This window comes from Nitratireductor sp. GISD-1A_MAKvit (assembly GCF_040819555.1).
Taxonomy (GTDB): Bacteria; Pseudomonadota; Alphaproteobacteria; order Rhizobiales; family Rhizobiaceae; genus Nitratireductor.
Genome location: NZ_CP161920.1, coordinates 3327782 through 3349365, shown reverse-complemented (window position 1 = coordinate 3349365; position 21584 = coordinate 3327782). Strand labels below are relative to the sequence as shown.

The following is a 21584-nucleotide window of genomic DNA, read 5'->3' as shown; positions in this document are numbered from 1 at the left end:
CAAAAAAGCCGCTGTTTTGATGAAACTCTCCTCCGCGGCCATTTCAGTTTGCGGCAGGCATGGGCGGCGAGGCCGTCTCACACGAGCCCGAGCTCCCTGTCGTTCGCTGCCTGCCCATATTTTTCCGAAGGCGGCCAGGGACGCTTACGCCAGTGAGGCCGAGCCGCGAAACTCGAGACGGTCCGTCCCGGCGGCAGGGCGCCATTGCCGTATCCGAGGGCATAATCATAATAGAGCTTGACGATCTCCTCGCGGCCTATCTGCTGCGTGGCCGGATGCGCAAGGCAGGCATCGCGCCAGCGGGTAACCCGGGAGAAGCGGGGATCATCGGGTAGATCGAAGTTCTCGTAGTACTGGAGGAACCAGAAGCGTGCGAAGAGCGGGGTGAACACCACCTCGGCCAGCCCGAAACCGCCGAACAGAAACACGCCGTCCTCGTTCGTTTCATTCCCATACGCCGTGAGAAAGTCGCTGAGCTCCGCGTAGAGCTGGAGCAGCCGGTCGTGTTTCTTCCCGCGCACCGCGGGGTCCTGATTCATGACCAGCCCGTAGCCAGCCATGGCGAACGGGCCTTCCTTGGCGATAAGCATGGCTTCGACCGCGTGTTCGTAGGGATCGAGGCGCCGCACCCTCGGTCCCGCAACGATTTCGTCGAGATAGTCGAGGATCACCAGGCTCTCCTTCAAAATGCCTCCCTGCGGCGTTTCAAGCACCGGAAGCGCGGTGGTGCCGCGTGTTTTTTCGAGGAGTTCGGGATCGGGGGGCATCGTGATGTCGACCACACGAAATTCGACAGCCGCACTCTGCCCTTTCAGTGCCAGAAGAATCTCCAGCCGCTGCGAAAAAGGGCAGGCCGGTATGTGGTAAACAATCGATCTTGCGGTCTGTTTCGACGACATGGGTTACTCCATGCGATCGCAGGAGCTTCCCCCCGCCGGTGAGCAGCCCTCCATGGTCGACATGGCACCACCTGCTAAGGATGGCAAAACCGTCGTCTTGCAACGGAGCCCGTTGCTTTTGCGGGCGCTGAACACTGCTTCAGGCATCGTTTCCTCCATGTGCCCAGGTCAGGGAAACGAAAGCGCTCTCGTGATTGCATTGTTTAGCAGGGAGGGATTAATCTGAAAAATCGTTTGATTGGATAGAGTGTATCGCCAAAATGAATTTTGCGACCTTTGATCTCAATCTGCTGCGCGTTCTCGATGCATTGCTGAGAGAAGGTTCAACGGTCAAGGCGGGGGAGCGGCTCGGCATGTCGCAATCGGCGGTGTCGGGGGCGCTGGGCCGGCTTCGTCATGCACTGGACGATCAGCTGTTCGTGCGCCAGGGGCAGGGGCTGCGCCCCACCGATTATGCCGTTTCGCTGTCGCTGCCACTCAATGCGGAGCTTGCCCGTCTGGAGGCGCTGCTGGCACCTCCGGCGTTCGACCCGGCGGCCAGCACGATGAGTTTCAAGCTCGCGGGAGCGGATTTCTTTGCCGAGATGCTGATGCCGGAACTTGCCCGGAAGCTGCGGAGCGCCGCACCACTCATGCGCATGCAGCTGATCGATCTGGTGCCCAACAGCTATCTCGACTCGCTGGATCGCTACGAGGCCGACATGGCTCTGATGCCGCATCTGGATTTCCCCGAGTGGAGCGATCGTCGTCCGCTTTTCCACTCCAGCTACGCGGTCATTGCAGCGGCAGACAATCCGGTTCTGGCTCGGGCGTGCGTCCGTCCCGGCGATGTGGTCGAGATGGATCTGTTCTGCAAGATGGGACATGTCCTGTTTTCGCCCGAAGGAAAGCACGCTGCCGCCGGTGATGCGGCACTTGCGCGTGTCGGGCGCAGCCGCAGGGTCGTGATGACCATGCCGGTCTTTTCGGGCATTTGCCGTGTGGTCGGCGAAAGCGAGCTGATTTCGCTGGTTCCACGACAGTTGGCCGAGAGACTGGCACCTTCCAGAAACCTGGCGCTCTACAAGCCGCCAATGCCGGTCGAACCGGCTCTGATCGTTGGTGTTTGGCACAAGCGATCGACAGACAATCCGGCCCATCGCTGGATGCGCGGCCTGATTGGCGATATCCTGACGCCGCTGAACGAAGGCGAGCGGCCGTTGCCCGTGTAAGGGGCGCATGGGTGCGTTACGGATGCAGGGCACGTGCTCGGCCAGTCCCAGGCAGCAACAGGAGCTTGATCATGAACCGCATTCTCATTGCCCTTCTCATGGCTCTACCGCTTGCCACGCCGGCAGGCGCCGGCTGCAGGGAGGATATTCAGGCCATGCTGGCTCAGGGCGAGACCTGGCAGAATTACCGCATCGAAACCACAACGCTCATGGGCGGCACGCCCGTGCAACACACGCAGCAATGGTTTCGCGATTACAGCCATTTTCGTCAGTCCGTGCGAGAGACCGGCGTTCACGTTCTGGTTCTTGGGTCTGAGGAATACACATCCCGCGACGGCAAAACCTGGCAACGTTCCCGCATGCGGCCGGAGAACTGGCTGGAGGAAACGCTGGCACGCAATGCATCCCTTCGGGAAACTATTCGCGACACGGCGTGCGACACGGAAACGATTGATGGCGTTTCGCATCTGCGGTTTGCCCACACACAGGAAACGGTCGAGCCCCTCAAATCCGTTTCGCAGGTGGTTACCCTGCTTGATCCAGAAACCATGCGACCGGTCCAGCGGCACCTCAAGACAACCACCCCGGCCCAGACGGTCGATTTTGGCGGCACCCCTTCCGAAATAATGGAATCCCGGATCGAGATGACCGTCAAATATTTCTGGGATGAGACCGTCGTTCTGCCCGAACCCTGATGCCTGCAAAGAGTGGCGGGGGGGCAGGCCTGGCCGGTCTCCTTCACGCACCATGATCTGGGGTTCTTCGCGAATAAGGAGGATCGTGTCGAACCAGCATCAAACCCATTCGCTCCGGAGAAAGGGTAACCCATCTCTCCGGTATCAAATGTAAAGCATGTCCTCGGAATGGACCTGAAACAAATGGCGCACCTCGAAGGAGAGAGTTCGAACACTCTTTTCGAGGTGCTGGATGAATGGGAGCGCCATCTCGCACAGCTAGACCCGGCTAAGGGTCTGAGGTGCGGCCATGACGATCCTTCGCCATGAGTTTCACCAACATGCTGATAAACCGGCGAAATATCCTTCGCCCTTCTCGCTGCGGCTGACCTACGCCGAGAAGGCGCAGTTACTGGCAGAAGCAGGCCGCAAGCCGCTCGGCGTCTATATCCGCGAGCGGCTGTTCGGCCAGAATGCCGCCCCGCGCAAACGGCAGGGCAACAGCCCGGTCAAGGATCACGAAGCGCTGGCGCGCGTCCTGGCGGCGCTCGGCCAATCGCGCCTGTCCTCGAATCTGAACCAGCTCGCCAAGGCCGTGAACACGGGCTCGCTGCCCGTCACCCCTGAAACCGAAGCCGATCTTCAGCAAGCCTGCCGGGAGGTGTCCGCCCTGCGGGCCGATCTGCTGCGCGCGCTCGGCAAGAATCCGGGGGACGGGCCATGATCCTCAAGGCCAAGGAACGCGGCGACGGCCCGCAGCTCGCCCGCTACCTGCTTGCCATGCGGGATAACGATCATGTCGAGCTGCATGACGTGCGCGGCTTTGCGAGTGATGATCTGCTCGGTGCCTTCCACGAGGCCGATGCCATTGCCAGCGGCACACGCTGCCGCAAGCATCTCTTCTCGATGAGCCTGAACCCGCCTGCGGGGGAGAATGTCAGCATCGAAGCCTTCGAGCAGGCGATTTCACAAATTGAAGAAAAGCTGGGCCTGGAGAACCAGCCGCGCGCCGTCGTCTTCCATGAAAAGGACGGGCGACGGCACGCGCATGTTGTCTGGTCGCGGATCGACCCTGAGCGCATGCGGGCGCTCAACATGCCGCACTACAAGGTCAAGCTGCGCGATGTCTCGCAGCAGCTCTATCGCGACCATGGCTGGGACATGCCGCGCGGGCTTGAGGATCGCAGCCTGCGCGATCCACTGAATTTCAGCCGCGCCGAGTGGCAGCAGGCCCGCCGTGCCGGGCTCGATCCCAAGCAGCTCAGGGCGCTTTTCCAGAAATGCTGGAAGCACTCCGATTCCGGCGCGGCCTTCGAAATTGCCCTGAAAGAACGCGGCTTCACGCTCGCGCGTGGCGACCGGCGCGGCTTCGTCGCCGTCGATTATCGCGGCGAGATTTACAGTCTCACCCGCCTGACCGGCGCGAAAACCAAGGAAGTCGCCGCCCGCCTCGGCGATCCGAAGAAACTACCTTCTGCCGACGAAGCCCGTGCCGCGATGGCCGCGCAAATGACCGAACAGCTCCAGAGCTTCATCAAGGACGCAGAACGCGAAGCCGAACGCGGGCTGAAAGTTCTTACCTTCCGCCGTAGCGAATTGACCGGGCGTCACCGCCATGAGCGACAGGCGCTGAAGGAAGCGCACGAAGAGCGCTGGCTCGCCGAAACAAAAGCACGGGCTGCCCGCCTGCCGCGCGGCTTCTCCGGCATCTGGCACCGGATCACGGGCCGTTATGGCCGGATCAGGAAGCAGAACGAGCACGAAGCCTGGCAGGCCACGCTGCGCGACCGCGCCGAACGCGAAAACCTCATCATCCGGCAGCTCGATGAGCGCCGCGCCCTGCAACAGGAAATCCAGGGCCAGCGCGAGCAGCAGCAGGCCGATTTGCTCCTGCTCCGCCAGGACATCGCCCGCTACCGCGATATGGCCGCGCCGGAACGACAGCACGAAGACCGCAAACCCGAACGCGAGGGCCGCAGCCGCTCCGGCAAGCGCAGGCGCAGGAGAACGCGCAGCCCGCGCATGGAATGACGAAAGCAGAAGGGAGCCTGAGATGAAAAATCCGGACTGGACAACATATGTGCCGCGCCGTGTCTATGACACCGCCCGGACACTGAAGACCGCTTGTGAAAGGGCCAACCTTTCCCCGATTGGCGAAGTCGAATGGCGGATGACGCATTGGCCAACAAAATCGGGGCGGGCCTTTTGGGGCGAGGTCTGGCGCTTCCTGATGGAGGAATATTGCATCGGCTCGGAGTACCGATACGAAATTGTCGTCATCGACGATCCCGGCTTTGAGCGCGTGGTTACTGTCTTGCCGCAACAACTCAATTGATGTCCGTCTAGGCTCCAGCTCCTGTAGCACCGGCCTCGCGCATCCAGCGCGGGGCAAAGCCTCGTCCTGCTCTCCCAGCACCTTCTGAAAATTCTGCGGCTCGCGTGGCTGACCGCCTCAATCCATGAGGACACCTTTTCAGCATCCACCTGTCCGTTTCAATCCGATTCCGAACCATCAGGCCTTCCCAGGCCGATGATATGTGCCGGGGCCGAAAGGCCCTGAGTGGTTCGGGGGCCTCCTTGAAACGAAGGAGGATACAATGAAACTCGTCTCACGTTTTGAAGCGGCAACACGCAGCACCGCCGAATTGCACTGTCTGCTCGGAGAGGCAAAACGCGCCTTCACCCGCGCCGCCTGCGGCTCGCAAGAGCACGACGATGCGCTGGAATCGATCCGCAACATCGAGCATGAGCTGGCGGCTCGTGCTCCACGGCTCTAAAGCCGGTGCGGCTGGCCTCGCGGCCAACCGCATATCCCTGACTTCGGTCCCAGGTCCGCTATCGCCACGCATATCGTTTAATGTGCGCGGAACGCCCGCCTGCCCATCTATAAATTGGCCAGCCGGTTGCCCTGCAACCGGACTAGGCCCGCGCCAATGAGCGGGGGAAGCCGTCAAGACCGCAGCCAGCGGAGGGGGATCACCCGCCCTGCACAAGCGAAGCGCGGAAGGGCGGGGAAACCGCTGGCTCGCCCGAAGGGCTTGGTCTTGAAGGGAGACGGGCCGTCAGACCCCTTTTTCACGAAAAATCCATGACAGAACCGTTTTTCACGTGATAGAATTGTTTTTCAGTGAGGCTGCTTCTCTAGAACCTGCATAACCAGAACAAGGCACCGTTTTCATGACTTCGGCCACACAGAACCAGTTTTCAGGCGTAGTGACCGTTTTTCAGGAAAGACGCCTTCCTGAACCTGCTGCGCCAGCCGGGTACAGCGCGCTGATGGACGCCTACAGGGTAGACGCCCCGCTGCCGCGCACGCTGAGCGCCATTGGTGCGCATCACCGCATCCTGGAGCGGGACAATTGGCGGATCATGACGCCGCGCCACGCGCCAGACGCCAGCTTGGAAGGCCATCTGACCTTCGCCCTCAAATACGAAGGGCTCGACCTAGCCGTCCTAAAGCGCCTATTTCTTGCGACCGGACCAACCCCGATCGAAGCGATCGTCAGGGACAAGCCGACTGGCTCCTACGCACGGCGTATCTGGTTCCTCTACGAATGGCTGACCGGCGAGCGTCTGGACCTACCCGATGCCCAGACCGGCAAATACGTCCCCGTGCTCGATCCCGCTCTGCAATGGGGCATCGAAGGCGAGACGGTGCCGCGCTATCGGCTGCGCAACAACCTGCCCGGCACCCCCGAATTCTGTCCGCTGGTTTTCAGAACTAAGCGACTCGATCACTTCATCGCCGATGACCTGCCGCAGCGAGCTAAGGACATCATCGCCGACGTGCCGCGTGACGTCCTCGCCCGCACGGCAGCTTTCCTGCTACTGAAGGATTCGAAATCCAGCTACGCAATCGAGGGTGAAAGCCCCCCACAAGACCGCATTCAGCGCTGGGGGCCGTGCGATCGGCGAAGCTGGCAAACAGCCTCTCGACGAGGACGAACTCTTGCGCCTTCAGCGCATCGTTATCGGCGACGCCCGCTTCATCAATCTCGGCTTCCGCCACGAAGGCGGCTTCGTCGGCGACCATGATCGCGATACTCGCTTGCCTTTGCCCGACCATGTCAGTGCACGCCACGAAGACCTGCCATCGTTGCTGAACGGTATGATCGCCTTCGATCGGAGCCCGGCGCAGAATATGGACTCCGTCATTGCGGCCGCAACCCTCGCGTTCGGCTTTGTCTATATCCACCCCTTTGAGGACGGAAACGGCCGCCTTCACCGCTACCTCATCCATCATGTACTCTCCGAGCGCGGCTATAATCCGCCCGGCGTCGTCTTCCCAGTCTCGGCCGCGATCCTCGACCAAATCGATCAATACCGGGAGACGCTTGAATCCTATTCGCAGCGCATGTTGCCGCTGGTCCAGTGGGAGCCGACCGAGAAGTTCAACGTCAGGGTTCTGAACGACACAGGCGACTTCTACCGCTTCTTCGACGCCACCCCACACGCGGAATTTCTCTATGAATGCGTCAAGCGTACCATCGAGCATGATCTACCCTACGAGACTCGATTCCTGCGGCGATACGATGAATTCCGCCGAGGCGTCGAAGGCATGATTGAAATGCCTGATCGCACTGTCGATCTGCTCTTCCGCTTCCTCAAGCAGAATGACGGCAAGCTATCGAACCGGGCCAAAGAGAAGGAATTTGCCGCCCTCACAGAGGAAGAAGTCGCTCGAATCGAGGCGAGCTATGGCGACATCTTTTCAACTGAGACCATTTGAGGACGTTATGCATTTATCGCGCATCAGGATCGAGAATTTCAGGAACTTCAAGCTGCTCGATGTCAAGCTCGCCGGAAATATCGTCATCGTCGGTGAAAACAGGGTCGGCAAGACCAACCTGCTCTACGCCCTGCGCCTGATATTCGATCCGACTCTGCCGGACAGCGCACGGCAGCTCGGCTTGGCGGACTTCTGGGACGGGCTCGATCCGCTTGAGCCCGACGAAAAAATCATCATTTCGGTCGAGATTCAGAACTTCGACGATGATCCCGATATCCTCGCAACACTTACAGACTTTCGCCTAGATAATGACGCCGACACAGTACGGCTTACTTACGAATTCCGCGCAAGACCGGACCTCGAAGGGGTGCCAGCTTCCGGAGAAGATTACGAATTCATCTGCTACGGCGGTGAAAGCGAGAACAAGATATTCGGACACCGGCTCCGGCGCAGAATCACGATGGACGTACTCCCCGCTCTCCGCGACGCCGAAAGCGACTTGGGGAATTGGGGACGATCCCCGCTGCGCCCGCTGATCGAAAGCGCCTTTGCCAGCGTCGATACAGAAGATCTGGACGACATCAAGGAGTCGATCGAAGAGGCCACCTCCCATCTGACTGATTTCACGTCGGTGAAGAAACTCGAAGACGATCTCGGAGCACTGTTTGCCTCAATGAGCGGCCCGAAGCAGGATATCAAACCCTCGCTTGGCTTCGGAGCGACCGACGTCGCCAGACTGTACCGCAATATCAGGCTGCTAATCGACAACGGCCCTACGCGGAATCAATGATGCGAGTCTCGGCTCGGCGAACATCGTCTTTCTAACGTTGAAAGCGCTGGAGCTGAAGCGTTTGATGGATGAGAACAAGCGCGATCATATGCTGCTCGCCATCGAGGAACCGGAAGCACATCTGCATCCGCATTTACAGCGCTCTGTATACCGACGTCTTTTCGAAGGTTTTAGCGGCGGCGACGACAACCAGCCGATTTCTATCGTGCTCACGACACACTCGCCTCATATCGCCAGCATCGCACCGCTCCGCTCTCTGCTGCTGCTTAAGGACGCTGGCGATCATGGCACCGTCGGGCGATCTACCGCAGGCATTTCGCTGACGACCGCAGAAGCAGATGACTTGGCGCGCTACCTCGATATCACGCGCGCAGAGATGCTGTTCGCCCGTGGCATCATCCTAGTCGAGGGCGACGCAGAGAGATTTTTGATGCCCACTTTTGCGTGCTCGCTTGGGCACGAGCTGGACCATCTTGGCATCACAGTTTGCTCGGTCGCTGGCACCAATTTCAAGCCCTACGCCAAGTTCCTGACAGCTCTCGGCATCCCCTTCTCGATTATGACCGATTGGGACCCACAGGCGGGCACAAAGAAGGCGCTTGCCATCAATCGTGCTACTAAACTGATAAACGCCGTCGAGCGCCAGCGCACCGGCCATGCGCCAGCTGCCGTCCTCGAGGAACTAGAAACACTGATCGGCGAGGAGAACGAGGTAGGATTCAGCGAAAGATGCGAAGATTTCGGGATCTTCATCAATGATTACACGCTCGAAGTCGATCTGTTCGAAAACGACTTTTCGGACCAGATCATCGAGACTCTGCAAGAACCCAGCTTCAGCACAGAGCGCCAAGGCTGGATTGATGGATGGGAAGCCGATCCTTCTTCCCTTGATGTAGACAATTATCTCAAGCTTATCGAAGTGATCGGCAAAGGCCGTTTTGCGCAAAGGCTTGCTTCACGCGCTGCCGGGATTAAGCCGCCGGATTATATCAAGAACGCGATCGCGTATGTGGTGGACCGTGTCTAGCAGCGCGCTCTATCTCAAAGCCGCTGAAGAACTGCGCGAAAATGACGGTCAGTGGGCTGCCTACGAGTCCGAGGGGCACTGCGTCGTCCTTGCCGGGCCGGGGAGCGGCAAGACCAAGACGCTGACTATCAAGCTCGCGCGGATGCTCGCCGAGGATGTTGAAGATCCACGCGGGCTCGCCTGTATTACCTACAACAACGAATGTGCGCGAGAGCTGGAAGATCGCCTTGAAGCGCTTGGTGTCGAATCCGGTGGGCGGGTCTTCATCGGTACCGTGCACTCGTTCTCACTGACGCAAATCGTCATGCCCTATGCGAAGGTCGCCGGCCTCGGACTGCCGGACGAGTTTTCCGTGGCGACAAGGGCTGAACGAGCGCTCGCTCTAGAACGCGCCTTCAACCGGACGATTGCCGGCCCTGACAATCCGCAAAACTGGGATTTCAGGATGGGCAATTACCGGCGCTCGATCCTCAATCGGGAATCGGAAGAATGGCGAACACGTGATCCGGCACTCGCCCGCCTCGTCGAAGCGTTCGAGGAAGAACTTCGTGCACTGGGAAAAATCGATTTCGACGATATGCCGTTGCTGGCAGTGCGCGCACTTCGCGCCAATGAATGGTTGCAAGAAGCCTTGCTGGCGAAGTTCCCGATACTGGCGGTCGATGAATATCAGGACTTGGGCCGTGCCCTGCATCGCATGGTGATGGGGCTTTGTTTCAGTGCAGGGATGCGCTTGCTCGCGGTCGGGGACGCCGATCAGTCCATTTACGGGTTTACAGGGGCTCACCCGGAACTGCTCCAGCAACTTGCCGGGCGCGATGACGTAGAAACCGTTCGCCTTCGCCTGAACTACCGCTGCGGATCGAAAATCGTCACGGCATCAGGCTATGCCCTCGGCGAAGAACGCGACTACGAGGCCGTCGACGGCGCTGAAGAGGGTACGATCTATTTCCATCCGCGAACCGGCCAGTATGCAAATCACGCGGAATATTTGTTCACGACTCTGCTGCCTGAAATACAGGCCCGCCATCCCGATCTTCGTCTCGGTGAGATCGCTATTCTCTACCCCGCTGCATGGATCGGTAACGCCGTCGCCGAAGCCGCAGAAGAACACGGCTTCGCCTACCTCCGAACGGACGGAAACGCGCTCTATCCAAGATCGAGCCGGCTAATGCGGTGGCTCGAACTGTGCGCCGTTTGGTGCTGCGGCGGATGGAAAAGCGGCCAGCCGCGATTCAGCCGCGTGGTCAATGACGGGCAACGCCTGTTCTATGAAGGACTGCGGACCGACGATGAGTTTCTGGCTTTTCAGAGGAAACTTCTGAAAACCCTGTGGGATCACCGTGACGCCAGCCTCTCACTCTCCCAATGGCTGTCCGATCTGAACGAAGCCGTGATCGAACCCCTTGTTGCGGTCTGCCGGACGCTTCAGGATGAAGGAGAAACCCTCGGCGCCTTCATCGAACGAACGATCACCGGCGACTGTCAGGAAATGACGCTCGGTACATTTGCTGGCCAGGGTGAAGGCAACGATAGTCTCAAGCTATCGACGCTTCACAGCTCCAAGGGACGTGAATTTTCCGTCGTCATCATGTTCGGGATCGACGACGGCCGTATTCCGTTTTCGAATCCTAGCGCTACGCAGGTAATCGAAGCCCGGCGATTGTTCTATGTCGGGTTTACCAGGGCCAAGAGCGAGCTACATCTGATGTACTCCGCCCATAGCCTTTCACGCTTCATCACAGAGGTCGAGAATCGCCTCGCAGAGGGGTGATAAACCACCTCCAGAAAGTGCGGCGATCCCTAGACCTGGTAGCTGAAGTAACGACCTTCACCGTGGTCGTAAATCTGCACGGACTGACCATTCACCGACCCCTGGTAGTGATGGCCGGAGTCGTGGTCATAGCCGGAGAAATTCGTGCCGTTCACCTGAAGACTGATGTGCGACTGGCTGCCGTGATGGTACAGATTGGAACCGGAGCCGGTAATATGCGCCTGCGCTTCATGGTCGTACAGATTAGAACCGCTGCCGGTGATATGCGTATGGCTTGATGAGTCGTGACTGTAAATTGTCCCTTTTCCGCTGCCATTGATCCTCTGGGCTGCTGCGTAGGCGATTGCACGACGTCTCTGTTCATCCATGACGAACTCTCCCGATCCATCTGCACCGGGACATCACATATAGTAGCCGTATCGGATTTGAGGAGTCTCCGAGTCTTCAAGGTACTTGAGAATCTCGCCCACCTTTCGCGCACAGCCGAGCGTGACAGGATATTTCCCGTCAAACTGGGTGTTATTCCAGTTCATCTTTGTCAGCCCCAGGATTTCTTTTGCAATCAGCGTGGGTGACTCTTCTGACTTGACGACCCTCAGCTCGATCGGCTGCGGAACATACAGACCAGGATAGGTCTGGTAGTACCAGACAGAGCCTCTTGAGTAGAGAAGCAGCCTGTTGTCTTCGACGCGGGCAAGCGTTCCTCTGAAGGGGGGATAGTTGCCATCCCGAAAAAGCCGCAGTCTCGAATCCAGTATCGTCACGAAATCAACGGCATCAATGTGGAGGTCTTGGACAGCCCCTTCGATGCCGTCAATTTCCTCGGGCGTGAAATTCGACGATTTGTGGATTACCAGACGCGCCGGAAAATTGCGGAGGGCAACGCGGTACTCGTTTAGTGCTGCCGCTATGAGATCGTAGGCTTACTGTGCCGTCAATCTGGGCACGCGGTCATACTTGTCGATCTGTACCGGAGTGCCCCGGAGAATGAGCCCGTTCCCCAGTTCATCGAAAATCTGAGCGAGGCTTGTACATAGCGATTGCCGGTCGCGACTACGATAGAAGGCAATCCCGACAGCGCATGAGGTGAAACCCCTCTAGGGATTCAAACAGCAGCTCGTTCTTGGAGTGCACGTTCGCTTCGGTCGATTTGATGTCGCAATCGATCATGAACATGGGCATAGCCAATGCGTCTGCATTTTTGCCACGCCCCCTCTTGCCCGGCTGCATCGGCGCAACGCCAAAGTAGACATTCTGCTTTGGCGCAAGTTCCAGCATGCGCTTCTCGGCTTTCGCGATCTCCGCGATGGGATATTTTTCAATCTTGTTTGGCTTGAAGGTGGAGATGACGATATCGCCGGAATCAATGCTGGAGAAAAGGTTGTATAGATAAGACATTATAGTCTCCCTCTAGGTTGTAGGATGGAGACTAGGTGGGTCCAGGGATGGGCAAATTAAAGTAATAAAATTGGCAGTACTATAGGATAAGTTGATTATAAGATGCGTCAGCTTTCACCAAGTTTTACTTGTCTTTGCTTCTGCGCTTCACGCTCTTTTCGGCGTTTAAGAAGCCGTTGCACCTTTGCCTCTAGATCTTCCGCACCGCTTAGGGAAGCTTCGTTCTGCGGCGTGCGCCTGACGGCTTGTTCCTTTAGCACCTCGGATGGCCATGCAAACATTCTACTTCTACTAGGTGTAGCCGCTGACGGCTGTTCTAAGCTGTTCAGCCAAGAAACAACTTCATCTGGTTTAACGCGCCAACACTTGTAGAGCTTCACCGCGCCGGGAAGTTTCCCTTGCTGCGCCCAATGACGTAGCGTTCGTGTTGTCACCTGTAGCCTCTCAGCTAACTGTTGTAGCGTCAGATACCGCTGTTCCTTCATTCCCCTATCCCGCGTTGTGCTTGATGTAACTTTTGCGCAACTTTAGCAGCTTGCATATGCGTATATCTCAGCAACTGTCTTGGGTCTCTGTGCCCCGATATTAGCGCCACCTCTGGTAGAGAAAGGCCAATCTCAAAGAAACGCGAGACAGCTTCGTGCCGGAAATCGTGGAAGCGTAGATCAGCGATCCCTGCTCGTTGCCTAAGGCGTTGCCACGCCAGCTTGAACGCATTTGCCGAGATGGGAAAAACCAGCTCACTTTTGCTCTCTGCGTCTCGCCTATCCTGGAGAATTTCCATTGCGGCTTGTGTCAGCGGGATTACCCTGGGGTGTCCATTCTTCGTCAGGGGTATATTCAGCGTGCGTTGATGCCAGTCAACGTCGTTATAACGCACCCGAAGAATCTCTCCACGACGCATTCCAGTGGCTAGCGCGAAACGAATGATTGCCTCCACTAGGGGATTGCGCAAGCTTTTTGCTCTGGTGAGCAGGCTATTTAGTTCGGCGTCAGAGACGCGACGAGTGCGTGGTTTTGCCGGAGGAGGCTTCCGCACATCAGCAGTAGGGTTCGCTGGAAGTGACAGCTGCCATTCTCTGCGAGCTGTTCCGTACACCTGACTGAGGAGGACAATGTCCTGCCTAACAGTCTCGCCTGAGACGCTGTTCAACCGCTCATCTCGATACTCAGCAATCGCACTTGGTCCCACCAGATCGGCACGCAATTTCGCGATGGGATGCCGTTGCAGCTTCCGAATCCGGTAAGATTCAACAGATGCGCCACGCTTCCTCGGAGTTACCTCGAGTAGGTAGCGTTCCAGTAATTCATGGAGAGATGGGAGAGCGTTAGGCTCAGCTACCGTCTCCGGCGCAGTATCGAGTTCTGCCTCGATCCTCCGTGTCCAGGCCATTGCCTCACGTTTGGTCGGGAACGTTTTCGATAGAGCTCTGTTGCCCTTCCGGCGGACCTGAGCTTGCCATTTCCCGTTCCTCTTTCGGATGGACGCCAATGTTGCCTCACTGTGACGCCAATGTGACGGCGACATCAACAGTCAGGACGAAAGCGCTGCTAAGTCTTTGAAGAAAATGGCGCGCCCGAAAGGATTCGAACCTCTGACCCCCAGATTCGTAGTCTGGTGCTCTATCCAGCTGAGCTACGGGCGCGTGGTCGTTTGAACGACCGTCGAAGCAGCAATTGTTGCTGCCGACCGCGGTTACCTAGCGAGTGCCGCGCAGAATTGCAAGCGCTATCGAAGGAATTTTCGAGATATCTGCACAGGCACCGCCGATGGCTGATACAGGCCTCATGCCGGTGGCGTTGCGTCGGGAAGCGTGATGACAAAAACCGTATGACCACCAATGCTTTCCGCCAGTTCCAGTGCACCACCATGCGCGCGGACAAGCTCCTGGGCAATCGCCAGACCAAGCCCGGTGCCACCGCTTTTGGCGGATCCCCTGAAGGGGGCAAAGAGGTTCTCGCGGGCTTTTTGCGGGAGGCCTGGACCGGTGTCGTTCACATAGATGCGCGCCGTGTGATCTTCACGCTCTGCCGTGATGGTCAGGCGCTTGACCACCGATGGATCGCTGTCGCCAGCCATCGCCTGCACGGCGTTTCGGCAAAGGTTTGAGAGCACACGGAAGAGATGCTCCGAATCGGCGCTGATCTCAAAGTCTTCGTCCACCGCATTGGCGAATTCGATTCTGGCGTCGACATCGAGCGGCAGCACGTTGCGCACCTCCTCGACCAGTGCGTGAAGACGCAGCCGGCGGCGGCTTGGCGGCGCCTCCTGTGTGCGTCCATAGTTGAGAACACCCTCCGAATAGGTGACGGCACGGTCCAGCGTGCGCAAAAGGCGCGGCGTGAGCGATTTGACGGCGGGGTCCTCAATCGTGCTCAACCGGTCGGAGATGAGGTGTGCGGATGCCAGCATGTTGCGCATGTCGTGATTGATCTTGGATACGGCGAGGCCCAGATCTGCCAGCCGCTTCTGCTCTCCGAGTGTTTTCTGAAGGGCTGCCTGCATGCGGGCCAGTTCACGCTCGGCCACGCCAATCTCATCCCCACGAATCTCCGGCTCGATGATGCGCCCCGGATCGTCAGGGGCTGCGGCGAAGGAGAGCATGGACTGCGTCATGGCGCGTATCGGGCGGATCATGATCCGGTTGATGGCATAGAAAACGAGTGTGGCCGTGAAGAGAGAGATGATCAGCGAGAGAAATGTGACATTGCGCGCATAGATCAGCATGGCGTTGCGCAGGCCGGTGTCGGGAATCAAAATCTCGAAAACCTTGCCCGTGTCACCAACAGTGCCGAAGATCCGGAACATTCGATCACCGCCGAAAAACAGGGTCGAAAATGTCCGGGCAATGGCGGCCGGCGGGGTGATTGCATCGAGGTCGATGTGCTCGTCCACTTCCGGCGGCATGTCGGTGACGACAAGTATGCGCGAAACGTCTGCATCGCGCACGGCAATCGCCTTCACGCCTGTGGCCATCAGAAGCTCGTCGCGGATCTCCGGCGCAAGCGTGTCGTTTTCCCCCTCCATGAGGATGATGCTGACAGCGGCAGCATTGTCGAGCCGCTGCTGCATCCACTGCATGCCGAAATTCGCCACGGAGGGAATGAAAATCAGCACTTCGGCGATCATCACGAAAAGCACTGTCAGAAAAAGAAGCTTGGTCGAAAGCCCACGCGTGAGAGGAACCGATCCCGTCTCGTTTTGTCGTTGGCTGATGTCGCCCGCCGTTTTTTCTGCCATTGCTCAGCGTTTTCCTGCGCCGTTCGCGGCTCTTGACCCGTTCGCACGGCCTGGAGAATGCATCAGCCGAAACGGCGCAGAATTCGCACCACCGCGCGTACCAGAGGCCTGCGTGTCGTCTCCGTGAAATACGTGATTGCCGCCCGTTTGCCAATCTCGGTCATGGTCGGATAGGGCGCAACGTAGCCGGCGACATCTCGGACGGAGAGCTTCCGGGACAGGGCGAGCGCCCAGAAATTGATCATCTCGCCCGCATTGGCGCCAGCGATGGAGGCACCGAGGATACGGCCCTTGCGGTCGGTGACGAGCTTGATCAGCCCTTCGGTTCTGCGCTCAGCCTGTGCGCGATCGTTTTCGCTGTAGGGCCAGCGCAATATGTTGATTTTCCGGTGGCTTTTACGCGCTTCCTCCTCGGATAGCCCCACATGCGCGATTTCAGGGTCTGTGTAGGTCGCCCACGGGATGATGTTCCGGTTTTCCCGGGCGGAAAGACGAAAGAGCAATGCGCGTATGACAAGGCCGGCATGGTAGCCTGCCACATGGGTGAACTGCAGACCGCCTGTTACATCACCGATCGCATAGACGCGTCGATTGCTGGTGCGCAGCTTGTCGGAGACCTTGATGCCGCGTCGGTCATGTTTGATGCCGGCCCGGTCAAGGCCCAGCGCGGCAATGTTGGGAATCCGGCCCGTGGCAATCAGAAGGTGGGAGCCGTCGATGCTGCGTGCTCCGCTTTCGTCCTCAATGTGAACACGCACGCCCGTGCGGCCACGTTTTTCCACACCGGCGACCTTCGTATGTTCAAGTACATCGACGCCCTCGGCCCGGATGTTGCGCAGAGCAAACGCTGTAAGCTCGGGGTCGTCCTTGCCGAGCGCAGTGAGGGCTTCCACAACCGTGACGGCACTGCCCAGACGGCGGTGCGCCTGCGCCAGCTCCATGCCAATGGGCCCGCCGCCGACCACGATCAGATGTGCCGGTTTGCGGGTCTGCGCAAAGATGGTTTCATTGGTGAGGTAAGACACATCTTCAAGGCCGGGTATCGGCGGAACGAGAGGCGATGAGCCGGTCGCCACCACGAAGCGGCGGGCGCGGATTTCGTAGTCACCGGCAATCACGGTGCGGCGGTTTGTGAACCGGGCTTCTTCCTGGATGACCTGAACGCCGAGCGCGGTGAACCGTTCCACAGAGTCGTTGGGGGCAATGGCTGCAATGGTTGCTGCCACGTGCTTCATAACCTGACGGAAATTCACCTCCGCTTCGGCCGGGGCGATGCCGAAACCAGCACCATTTGACATCAGGTGCGCCTGTTTTGCAGCGGCGATAAGCGCCTTGGAAGGCACGCAGCCATAATTCAGGCAGTCCCCTCCCATCCTGCCCCGCTCGACAAGCACGACCGGCACACCGAAAGCGGCTGCTGCCGCCGCGACGCTCAGGCCGCCGGAACCGGCACCAATGACACAGATATCAGGGGTCAGACGGGTCATTCATACATTCTCTCGGTTGATTGGCCGTCAGGCTTCAGGTGAACGTCGCAGTTTCTTGACCACGACCGGAATTGCCGCAACGAGGGCAAGCGCTGCGAAGGCGAGGGTGAGCTGCGGTGTCACCAGATCGCCGAGTGTCACCTCCCGTCCGGCATTGCCTGCGGCGACCAGCACGCTGTCCAGCCCGTGACCGAGATAGGCATAGGCGAAGGTGCCCGGCAAAATGCCGAGAAAGGTGGCTGATGCATAGGTCTTCAACGGCACATTGAACAGGGCCGGCGCTATGTTGACGACCCAGAACGGGAAGATGGGGGCAAGCCGGAGCACGAGAAGATAGCTGAAGGCATCGTCCTCGAAACCCTTCGCCATGCGTGAGACACGCCCGCCGATCTTTTGCGTCAGAACGCCGGAAAGCGCACCCCGTGCCGCCAGAAATACGGCCGAAGCGCCGATCGTGGCCGCAACGGCGACGAGTGCCCCGCCCAGGAGCCAGCCAAACAGAAATCCCGCAAACAGCGTCAGTATGGATGCGGCAGGAAACGAGAAGGCGACAGCGAGCGCATATAGAACAGCAAATCCAAATGGAGCGAGAAACGGGTTTTCGGCAACAAAATCACGCAGGAAGCCGCGGCTTTCGGATAGAAAGTCCAGCGAAAGATAGCGATGCAGCCCGAGGAAATAACCGCAGGCCAGCCCTGCAAACAGCAAAATCAGAGGTAGAAAGCGCTTCACCCTCGAACGCTGCTCGGATTTGGGGTTTTCTTTGTCGAGTGTCTGCATCATCGCCATCTTTCATGCCTCCTCGGCAAGAAGTCCACCGTTGTGAGGTAACTGACTGTAAATGCGCGTGGCGCTGCGCTCGTGCAATGAAAGAAGCGGTGCCTCACCCGGTTTTGAGGTGTGGTCGTCGCCAGTTCACCGATCCGTGATACACCGATGAGGCCTGAAAAAAAGAAGCCCGGCGTCAAGCCGGGCTCGAACCGCTCGCAAGCGGTCTCTCGTGATTGACGGCCCTGGCTTCAGGTCCTGTAGCGCTCCAGCGAGAGGGCGCCGGGGCCAAAGGCTGCCAGCACGAGAAGACCGCCAGCCATCGAGAGATTTTTCATGAACATGATGCTCTGCATCTGATCGGAAAAGTCGAAATGGGCGATGAAACCGGAAGCGACGCTGAAGAGTGCGAGTAGAATGGCGGCGATCCGTGTCTGAAAGCCAGCCATGATGGCGAGGCCGCCAACGAGTTCAAGCAGGGCGACGATCCAGGCCGTGAGGACCGGCAAGGGCAGGCCGATGCTGCCGAAATAGCCGGCTGTGCCACCGATATTGGTGATTTTTCCGAAACCGGAAACGACAAAGATGATCGCGATGAGGATACGGCCGATGAGGACGAGTGCGTTCTGGGGCATTGCTGGGTTTCCTATGAGAATACTGATTTTCGCTCAGGGTATACGCCAGCAGATTGTGCAGAAAAACTGCCCCATTGGTTACACTGTGTCATCAGAACAAGTAACAATACGGAAAACTTACCGGTCTGGAAACAAGCCCGCTCCAGACCGGTGCCTTGCATATGGCGCGACGGTCAGGCGGGCGCGATCATCTTTTCGGGACGCACGAGGCGGTCATAATCCTCCTCGGAAACAAGCCCGCTTTTCAACGCTTCCTCGCGCAGCGTGGTGCCGTTTTTGTGGGCGGCCTTGGCTATGGCTGCTGCATTGTCGTAGCCGATGGCCGGTGCGAGCGCCGTCACCAGCATCAGCGAGCGCTGCATGAGGTCTGCGATGCGGCTCTCGTCGGCCTCAATGCCCTTTACGCAATTGTCGGCGAAGGAGCGCATGGCATCGGTGAGAATGCGGATCGACTGCAATACGGCATTGGCCACAACCGGCTTGAACACGTTGAGTTCGAAATGGCCCTGGCTGGCGGCGATGCTGACGGTGGTCTGGTTGCCCATCACCTGTGTGGCGACCATGGTCAGCGCCTCGGCCTGGGTGGGGTTCACCTTGCCCGGCATAATGGAGGAGCCCGGCTCGTTTTCCGGCAGCTTCAGTTCGCCAAGACCCGAGCGCGGACCGGAGCCCAGAAAGCGGATGTCGTTGCCGATCTTGAAGAGATCGGCAGCAAGCGCATTCAGCATGCCGTGGAACGCATTCAGCGCGCCATGGCTCGCCAGCGCCTCGAACTTGTTTTCGGCCGTGCGGAAGGGGAGGCCGGTAATGGTTGCGACCTTGGCGGCAAACGCCTTGTCAAAGCCGATGGGCGCGTTGAGGCCGGTGCCGACAGCTGTGCCCCCCTGCGCCAGTGCGTAGACATCGTTCAGGCTCTCCTCGATGCGCCTTGCACCCAGTTCAAGAGCTGCCACATAGCCCGAAAACTCCTGCCCGAGCGTCAACGGCGTTGCATCCTGCGTGTGGGTGCGGCCAATCTTCACGATCCCGTCAAACGCCTTGGCTTTCTCTTCAAGGGCCTCGGTCAGATACTGCAGTGCCGGGAGCAGCTCCTCGGCAGCCTCGCGCCCGGTCGCGATATGCATGGCCGTCGGGAACGTGTCGTTTGAGGACTGTCCCATATTGACGTGATCATTGGGATGAACCGGCTTCTTGGAGCCCATCTCACCGCCCAGGATCTCGATGGCCCGGTTCGCGATCACCTCGTTGGTGTTCATGTTTGACTGTGTGCCAGAACCCGTCTGCCAGACGGAGAGCGGAAAATGCCCGTCGAGCTTGCCTGCGACCACCTCTTTGGCCGCCTCGATCATGGCTTCGCCGATCTTTTGGTCGAGTTTTCCGTTTTCAAGGTTCGCTTCTGCGGCCGCCTGCTTCACAATGCCAAGCGCCCGCACAAGCGGGACGGGCATCTTCTCCGTGCCGATCTTGAAATTGCCCAGCGACCTTTGTGTCTGCGCACCCCAATAACGGTCGGCTGCAACCTCGAGCGGGCCAAAGGTATCTGTCTCGGTACGGGTGTTGGACATGCGATTGTGCTCCATTGTCGGTTCGCTTGTCGGTCAGGGGGAGTGGCTCGTCCCTGCCCGAAAAGTGCTGCCGTTTAATGGCGCGGGCGAGGGGATTTGGCAATGGGGTGGGCTGTCGCGTCTGGCGGTTCGGGCACCATTTCTGCAGATGTCGTCATTGCTCTCCTTTCCGCCCCTGGACTAACAAGGAAGGCGCTGCGCATTTTCGTTGCCCGATCTGTTTTGAAATTCACGCATTTGTTTCGAGGTTTGCTGTGTCTGAACATTCCAGGAATTCCGTGGGCTGGAGGTCTGCCGGTCCACCCGCGGCGTCTGCCATGCTTGTCGCATTTGTCCATATTGGGCTGGTCGCGGAGACGGCCCTTCTGTTTTTCCTGCCCGCCGCCATATTGCTGGTGGCGACGGTTTTTTCATCCGTTCATTTCGCCGAGACGGTTTCCCTGCGTGTGGGCCAGCCCTTCGGGGCGATCGTTCTGGCGATCGCCGTCACGGTGATCGAGGTTTCGCTGATCGCCTCGTTGATGCTGTCCCCGTCTGAAGGTGACGCAACCGTTGCACGCGACACGGTGTTTGCCACCGTGCTGACCGTTCTGAACGGTGTTGTCGGCCTCTGCCTGCTGATTGGCGGAATGCGCCATCATGAGCAATCGTTTCAAAGCCACGGGGCCGTCGCCGCCTTCAGTGTGGTCGCCACGCTGGCAACGCTCACACTGGTCCTGCCGAACTTCACGCTGGCTGTCGAAGGTCCATACTATTCAACGGTGCAGCTTGCTTTCGTCATTGTCGTGTCGCTCCTGCTCTATGGAATTTTCCTGTTTGTGCAGACCGTACGGCACCGAAACGATTTCCTCGATCTGGCAGCGGTGGAAGATGAGGCTCACGAAGTGCCGACCAACGGACAGAGCCTTCGCGCCGGTTTCCTTCTGGCCGTTTCCCTGCTGATGGTGGTCCTGCTTGCGGAAGCTCTGGCCGAGACGCTGGAAGCCGGTGTCAGCGCTGCGGGACTTGCGGAAGCGTTCGTCGGCCTCATCATCGCGGTGCTCGTGCTGCTGCCCGAGGGGCTGACGGCCCTGCGCGCCGCCGCCTCCAACAGGCTGCAAACCAGTCTCAATGTCGCCACGGGCTCGGCCATTGCCAGCGTCGGTCTTTCGATCCCGGCGATCGCGATCCTGTCGATATGCCTTGGGCAGCCCATTACCCTGGGGCTCGATCCCGAGCACATTGTGCTTTTGATGCTTACGCTGTTCGTCGGAACGCTGACACTGGCCACCGGTCGCACAACGGTCATGCAGGGGGCGATACACTTGGTCATATTCGCCTGTTTCGTGCTTCTGGCGGCGGTGCCCTGAACAATCACCGCACCACGCACGAAAAAGGGCGCTCCGC

At 58.8% G+C, this 21584-nt stretch carries 23 protein-coding genes and 1 tRNA gene; 12 read left to right on the top strand and 12 right to left on the bottom strand.

The window, feature by feature from the left end; all coding sequences use genetic code 11:
* Positions 1-77: 77 nt before the first annotated feature.
* Positions 78-899, bottom strand: a complete 822-nt coding sequence (locus tag AB2N04_RS17480) for a glutathione S-transferase family protein (RefSeq protein WP_367715892.1) — start codon at positions 897-899, stop codon at positions 78-80.
* 260 nt (positions 900-1159) lie between these two features.
* On the opposite strand from AB2N04_RS17480, the gene AB2N04_RS17475 reads away from it, so the two are divergent.
* From AB2N04_RS17475 to AB2N04_RS17425, 11 genes are all read left to right on the top strand, one after another.
* Positions 1160-2110 carry a LysR family transcriptional regulator gene (locus AB2N04_RS17475; RefSeq protein ID WP_367715890.1) on the top strand — a complete coding sequence of 317 codons (951 nt, stop codon included), beginning with the start codon at positions 1160-1162 and terminating at the stop codon, positions 2108-2110.
* Between the two features lie 71 nt (positions 2111-2181).
* Positions 2182-2805 (top strand): hypothetical protein, encoded by a 624-nt coding sequence (locus AB2N04_RS17470; RefSeq protein ID WP_367715889.1) that lies wholly within the window; start codon positions 2182-2184, stop codon positions 2803-2805.
* 289 nt (positions 2806-3094) lie between these two features.
* Positions 3095-3508 carry a hypothetical protein gene (locus AB2N04_RS17465; RefSeq protein ID WP_367715888.1) on the top strand — a complete coding sequence of 138 codons (414 nt, stop codon included), beginning with the start codon at positions 3095-3097 and terminating at the stop codon, positions 3506-3508.
* A complete protein-coding gene (locus AB2N04_RS17460) occupies positions 3505-4815 on the top strand; it encodes a relaxase/mobilization nuclease domain-containing protein (RefSeq protein ID WP_367715886.1) in 1311 nt (436 codons plus the stop codon). Before AB2N04_RS17465 ends, AB2N04_RS17460 begins: the two co-directional genes overlap by 4 nt.
* A gap of 22 nt (positions 4816-4837) precedes the next feature.
* Positions 4838-5119, top strand: coding sequence for a hypothetical protein (locus AB2N04_RS17455; RefSeq protein ID WP_367715885.1), 282 nt, complete (start codon positions 4838-4840; stop codon positions 5117-5119).
* A 262-nt stretch (positions 5120-5381) separates the two neighbouring features.
* Positions 5382-5561, top strand: a complete 180-nt coding sequence (locus AB2N04_RS17450) for a hypothetical protein (RefSeq protein WP_367715883.1) — start codon at positions 5382-5384, stop codon at positions 5559-5561.
* Positions 5562-6060: 499 nt separating this feature from the next.
* On the top strand, positions 6061-6819 hold the full coding sequence (locus AB2N04_RS17445) for a hypothetical protein (protein ID WP_367715881.1): 759 nt from the start codon (positions 6061-6063) through the stop codon (positions 6817-6819).
* Positions 6734-7513, top strand: coding sequence for a Fic family protein (locus AB2N04_RS17440; protein WP_367715880.1), 780 nt, complete (start codon positions 6734-6736; stop codon positions 7511-7513). The genes AB2N04_RS17445 and AB2N04_RS17440 overlap by 86 nt, the downstream gene beginning before the upstream one ends.
* Positions 7514-7520: 7 nt before the next feature.
* Positions 7521-8303: an AAA family ATPase gene (locus AB2N04_RS17435; protein WP_367715879.1), complete on the top strand. Its 783-nt coding sequence runs from the start codon at positions 7521-7523 to the stop codon at positions 8301-8303.
* A gap of 37 nt (positions 8304-8340) precedes the next feature.
* Complete coding sequence (locus AB2N04_RS17430; RefSeq protein ID WP_367715878.1) at positions 8341-9330, top strand: ATP-dependent endonuclease; 990 nt, start codon at positions 8341-8343, stop codon at positions 9328-9330.
* Complete coding sequence (locus AB2N04_RS17425) at positions 9311-11104, top strand: ATP-dependent helicase (RefSeq protein ID WP_367715877.1); 1794 nt, start codon at positions 9311-9313, stop codon at positions 11102-11104. The genes AB2N04_RS17430 and AB2N04_RS17425 overlap by 20 nt, the downstream gene beginning before the upstream one ends.
* A gap of 29 nt (positions 11105-11133) precedes the next feature.
* Here the strand turns inward: AB2N04_RS17425 and AB2N04_RS17420 are convergent, their stop codons facing one another.
* From AB2N04_RS17420 to fumC, 11 genes are all read right to left on the bottom strand, one after another.
* Positions 11134-11472, bottom strand: a complete 339-nt coding sequence (locus AB2N04_RS17420; RefSeq protein ID WP_367715875.1) for a hypothetical protein — start codon at positions 11470-11472, stop codon at positions 11134-11136.
* Positions 11473-11505: 33 nt separating this feature from the next.
* Positions 11506-11868 carry a hypothetical protein gene (locus AB2N04_RS17415; protein ID WP_367715874.1) on the bottom strand — a complete coding sequence of 121 codons (363 nt, stop codon included), beginning with the start codon at positions 11866-11868 and terminating at the stop codon, positions 11506-11508.
* Positions 11869-12157: 289 nt separating this feature from the next.
* Positions 12158-12502, bottom strand: a complete 345-nt coding sequence (locus AB2N04_RS17410) for a hypothetical protein (protein WP_367715873.1) — start codon at positions 12500-12502, stop codon at positions 12158-12160.
* Positions 12503-12609: 107 nt separating this feature from the next.
* Positions 12610-12987, bottom strand: coding sequence for a helix-turn-helix transcriptional regulator (locus tag AB2N04_RS17405; protein WP_367715872.1), 378 nt, complete (start codon positions 12985-12987; stop codon positions 12610-12612).
* Complete coding sequence (locus AB2N04_RS17400; protein ID WP_367715871.1) at positions 12984-13895, bottom strand: site-specific integrase; 912 nt, start codon at positions 13893-13895, stop codon at positions 12984-12986. Before AB2N04_RS17400 ends, AB2N04_RS17405 begins: the two co-directional genes overlap by 4 nt.
* 176 nt (positions 13896-14071) lie before the next feature.
* Positions 14072-14148, bottom strand: a tRNA-Arg gene (locus tag AB2N04_RS17395).
* Positions 14149-14288: 140 nt separating this feature from the next.
* Entirely contained in the window at positions 14289-15743 is a 1455-nt protein-coding gene (locus AB2N04_RS17390; RefSeq protein WP_367715870.1) for a sensor histidine kinase, read from the bottom strand.
* A 62-nt stretch (positions 15744-15805) separates the two neighbouring features.
* Positions 15806-17230 (bottom strand): NAD(P)/FAD-dependent oxidoreductase, encoded by a 1425-nt coding sequence (locus AB2N04_RS17385; protein WP_367715869.1) that lies wholly within the window; start codon positions 17228-17230, stop codon positions 15806-15808.
* A gap of 27 nt (positions 17231-17257) precedes the next feature.
* Complete coding sequence (locus AB2N04_RS17380) at positions 17258-18019, bottom strand: TVP38/TMEM64 family protein (protein ID WP_367715867.1); 762 nt, start codon at positions 18017-18019, stop codon at positions 17258-17260.
* 230 nt (positions 18020-18249) lie between these two features.
* Positions 18250-18633, bottom strand: a complete 384-nt coding sequence (locus AB2N04_RS17375; RefSeq protein ID WP_367715866.1) for a DoxX family protein — start codon at positions 18631-18633, stop codon at positions 18250-18252.
* A 173-nt stretch (positions 18634-18806) separates the two neighbouring features.
* Positions 18807-20198, bottom strand: a complete 1392-nt coding sequence (gene fumC, locus AB2N04_RS17370; RefSeq protein ID WP_367715865.1) for a class II fumarate hydratase — start codon at positions 20196-20198, stop codon at positions 18807-18809.
* A gap of 317 nt (positions 20199-20515) precedes the next feature.
* On the opposite strand from fumC, the gene AB2N04_RS17365 reads away from it, so the two are divergent.
* Entirely contained in the window at positions 20516-21547 is a 1032-nt protein-coding gene (locus tag AB2N04_RS17365; protein WP_367715864.1) for a calcium:proton antiporter, read from the top strand.
* Positions 21548-21584: the final 37 nt, after the last annotated feature.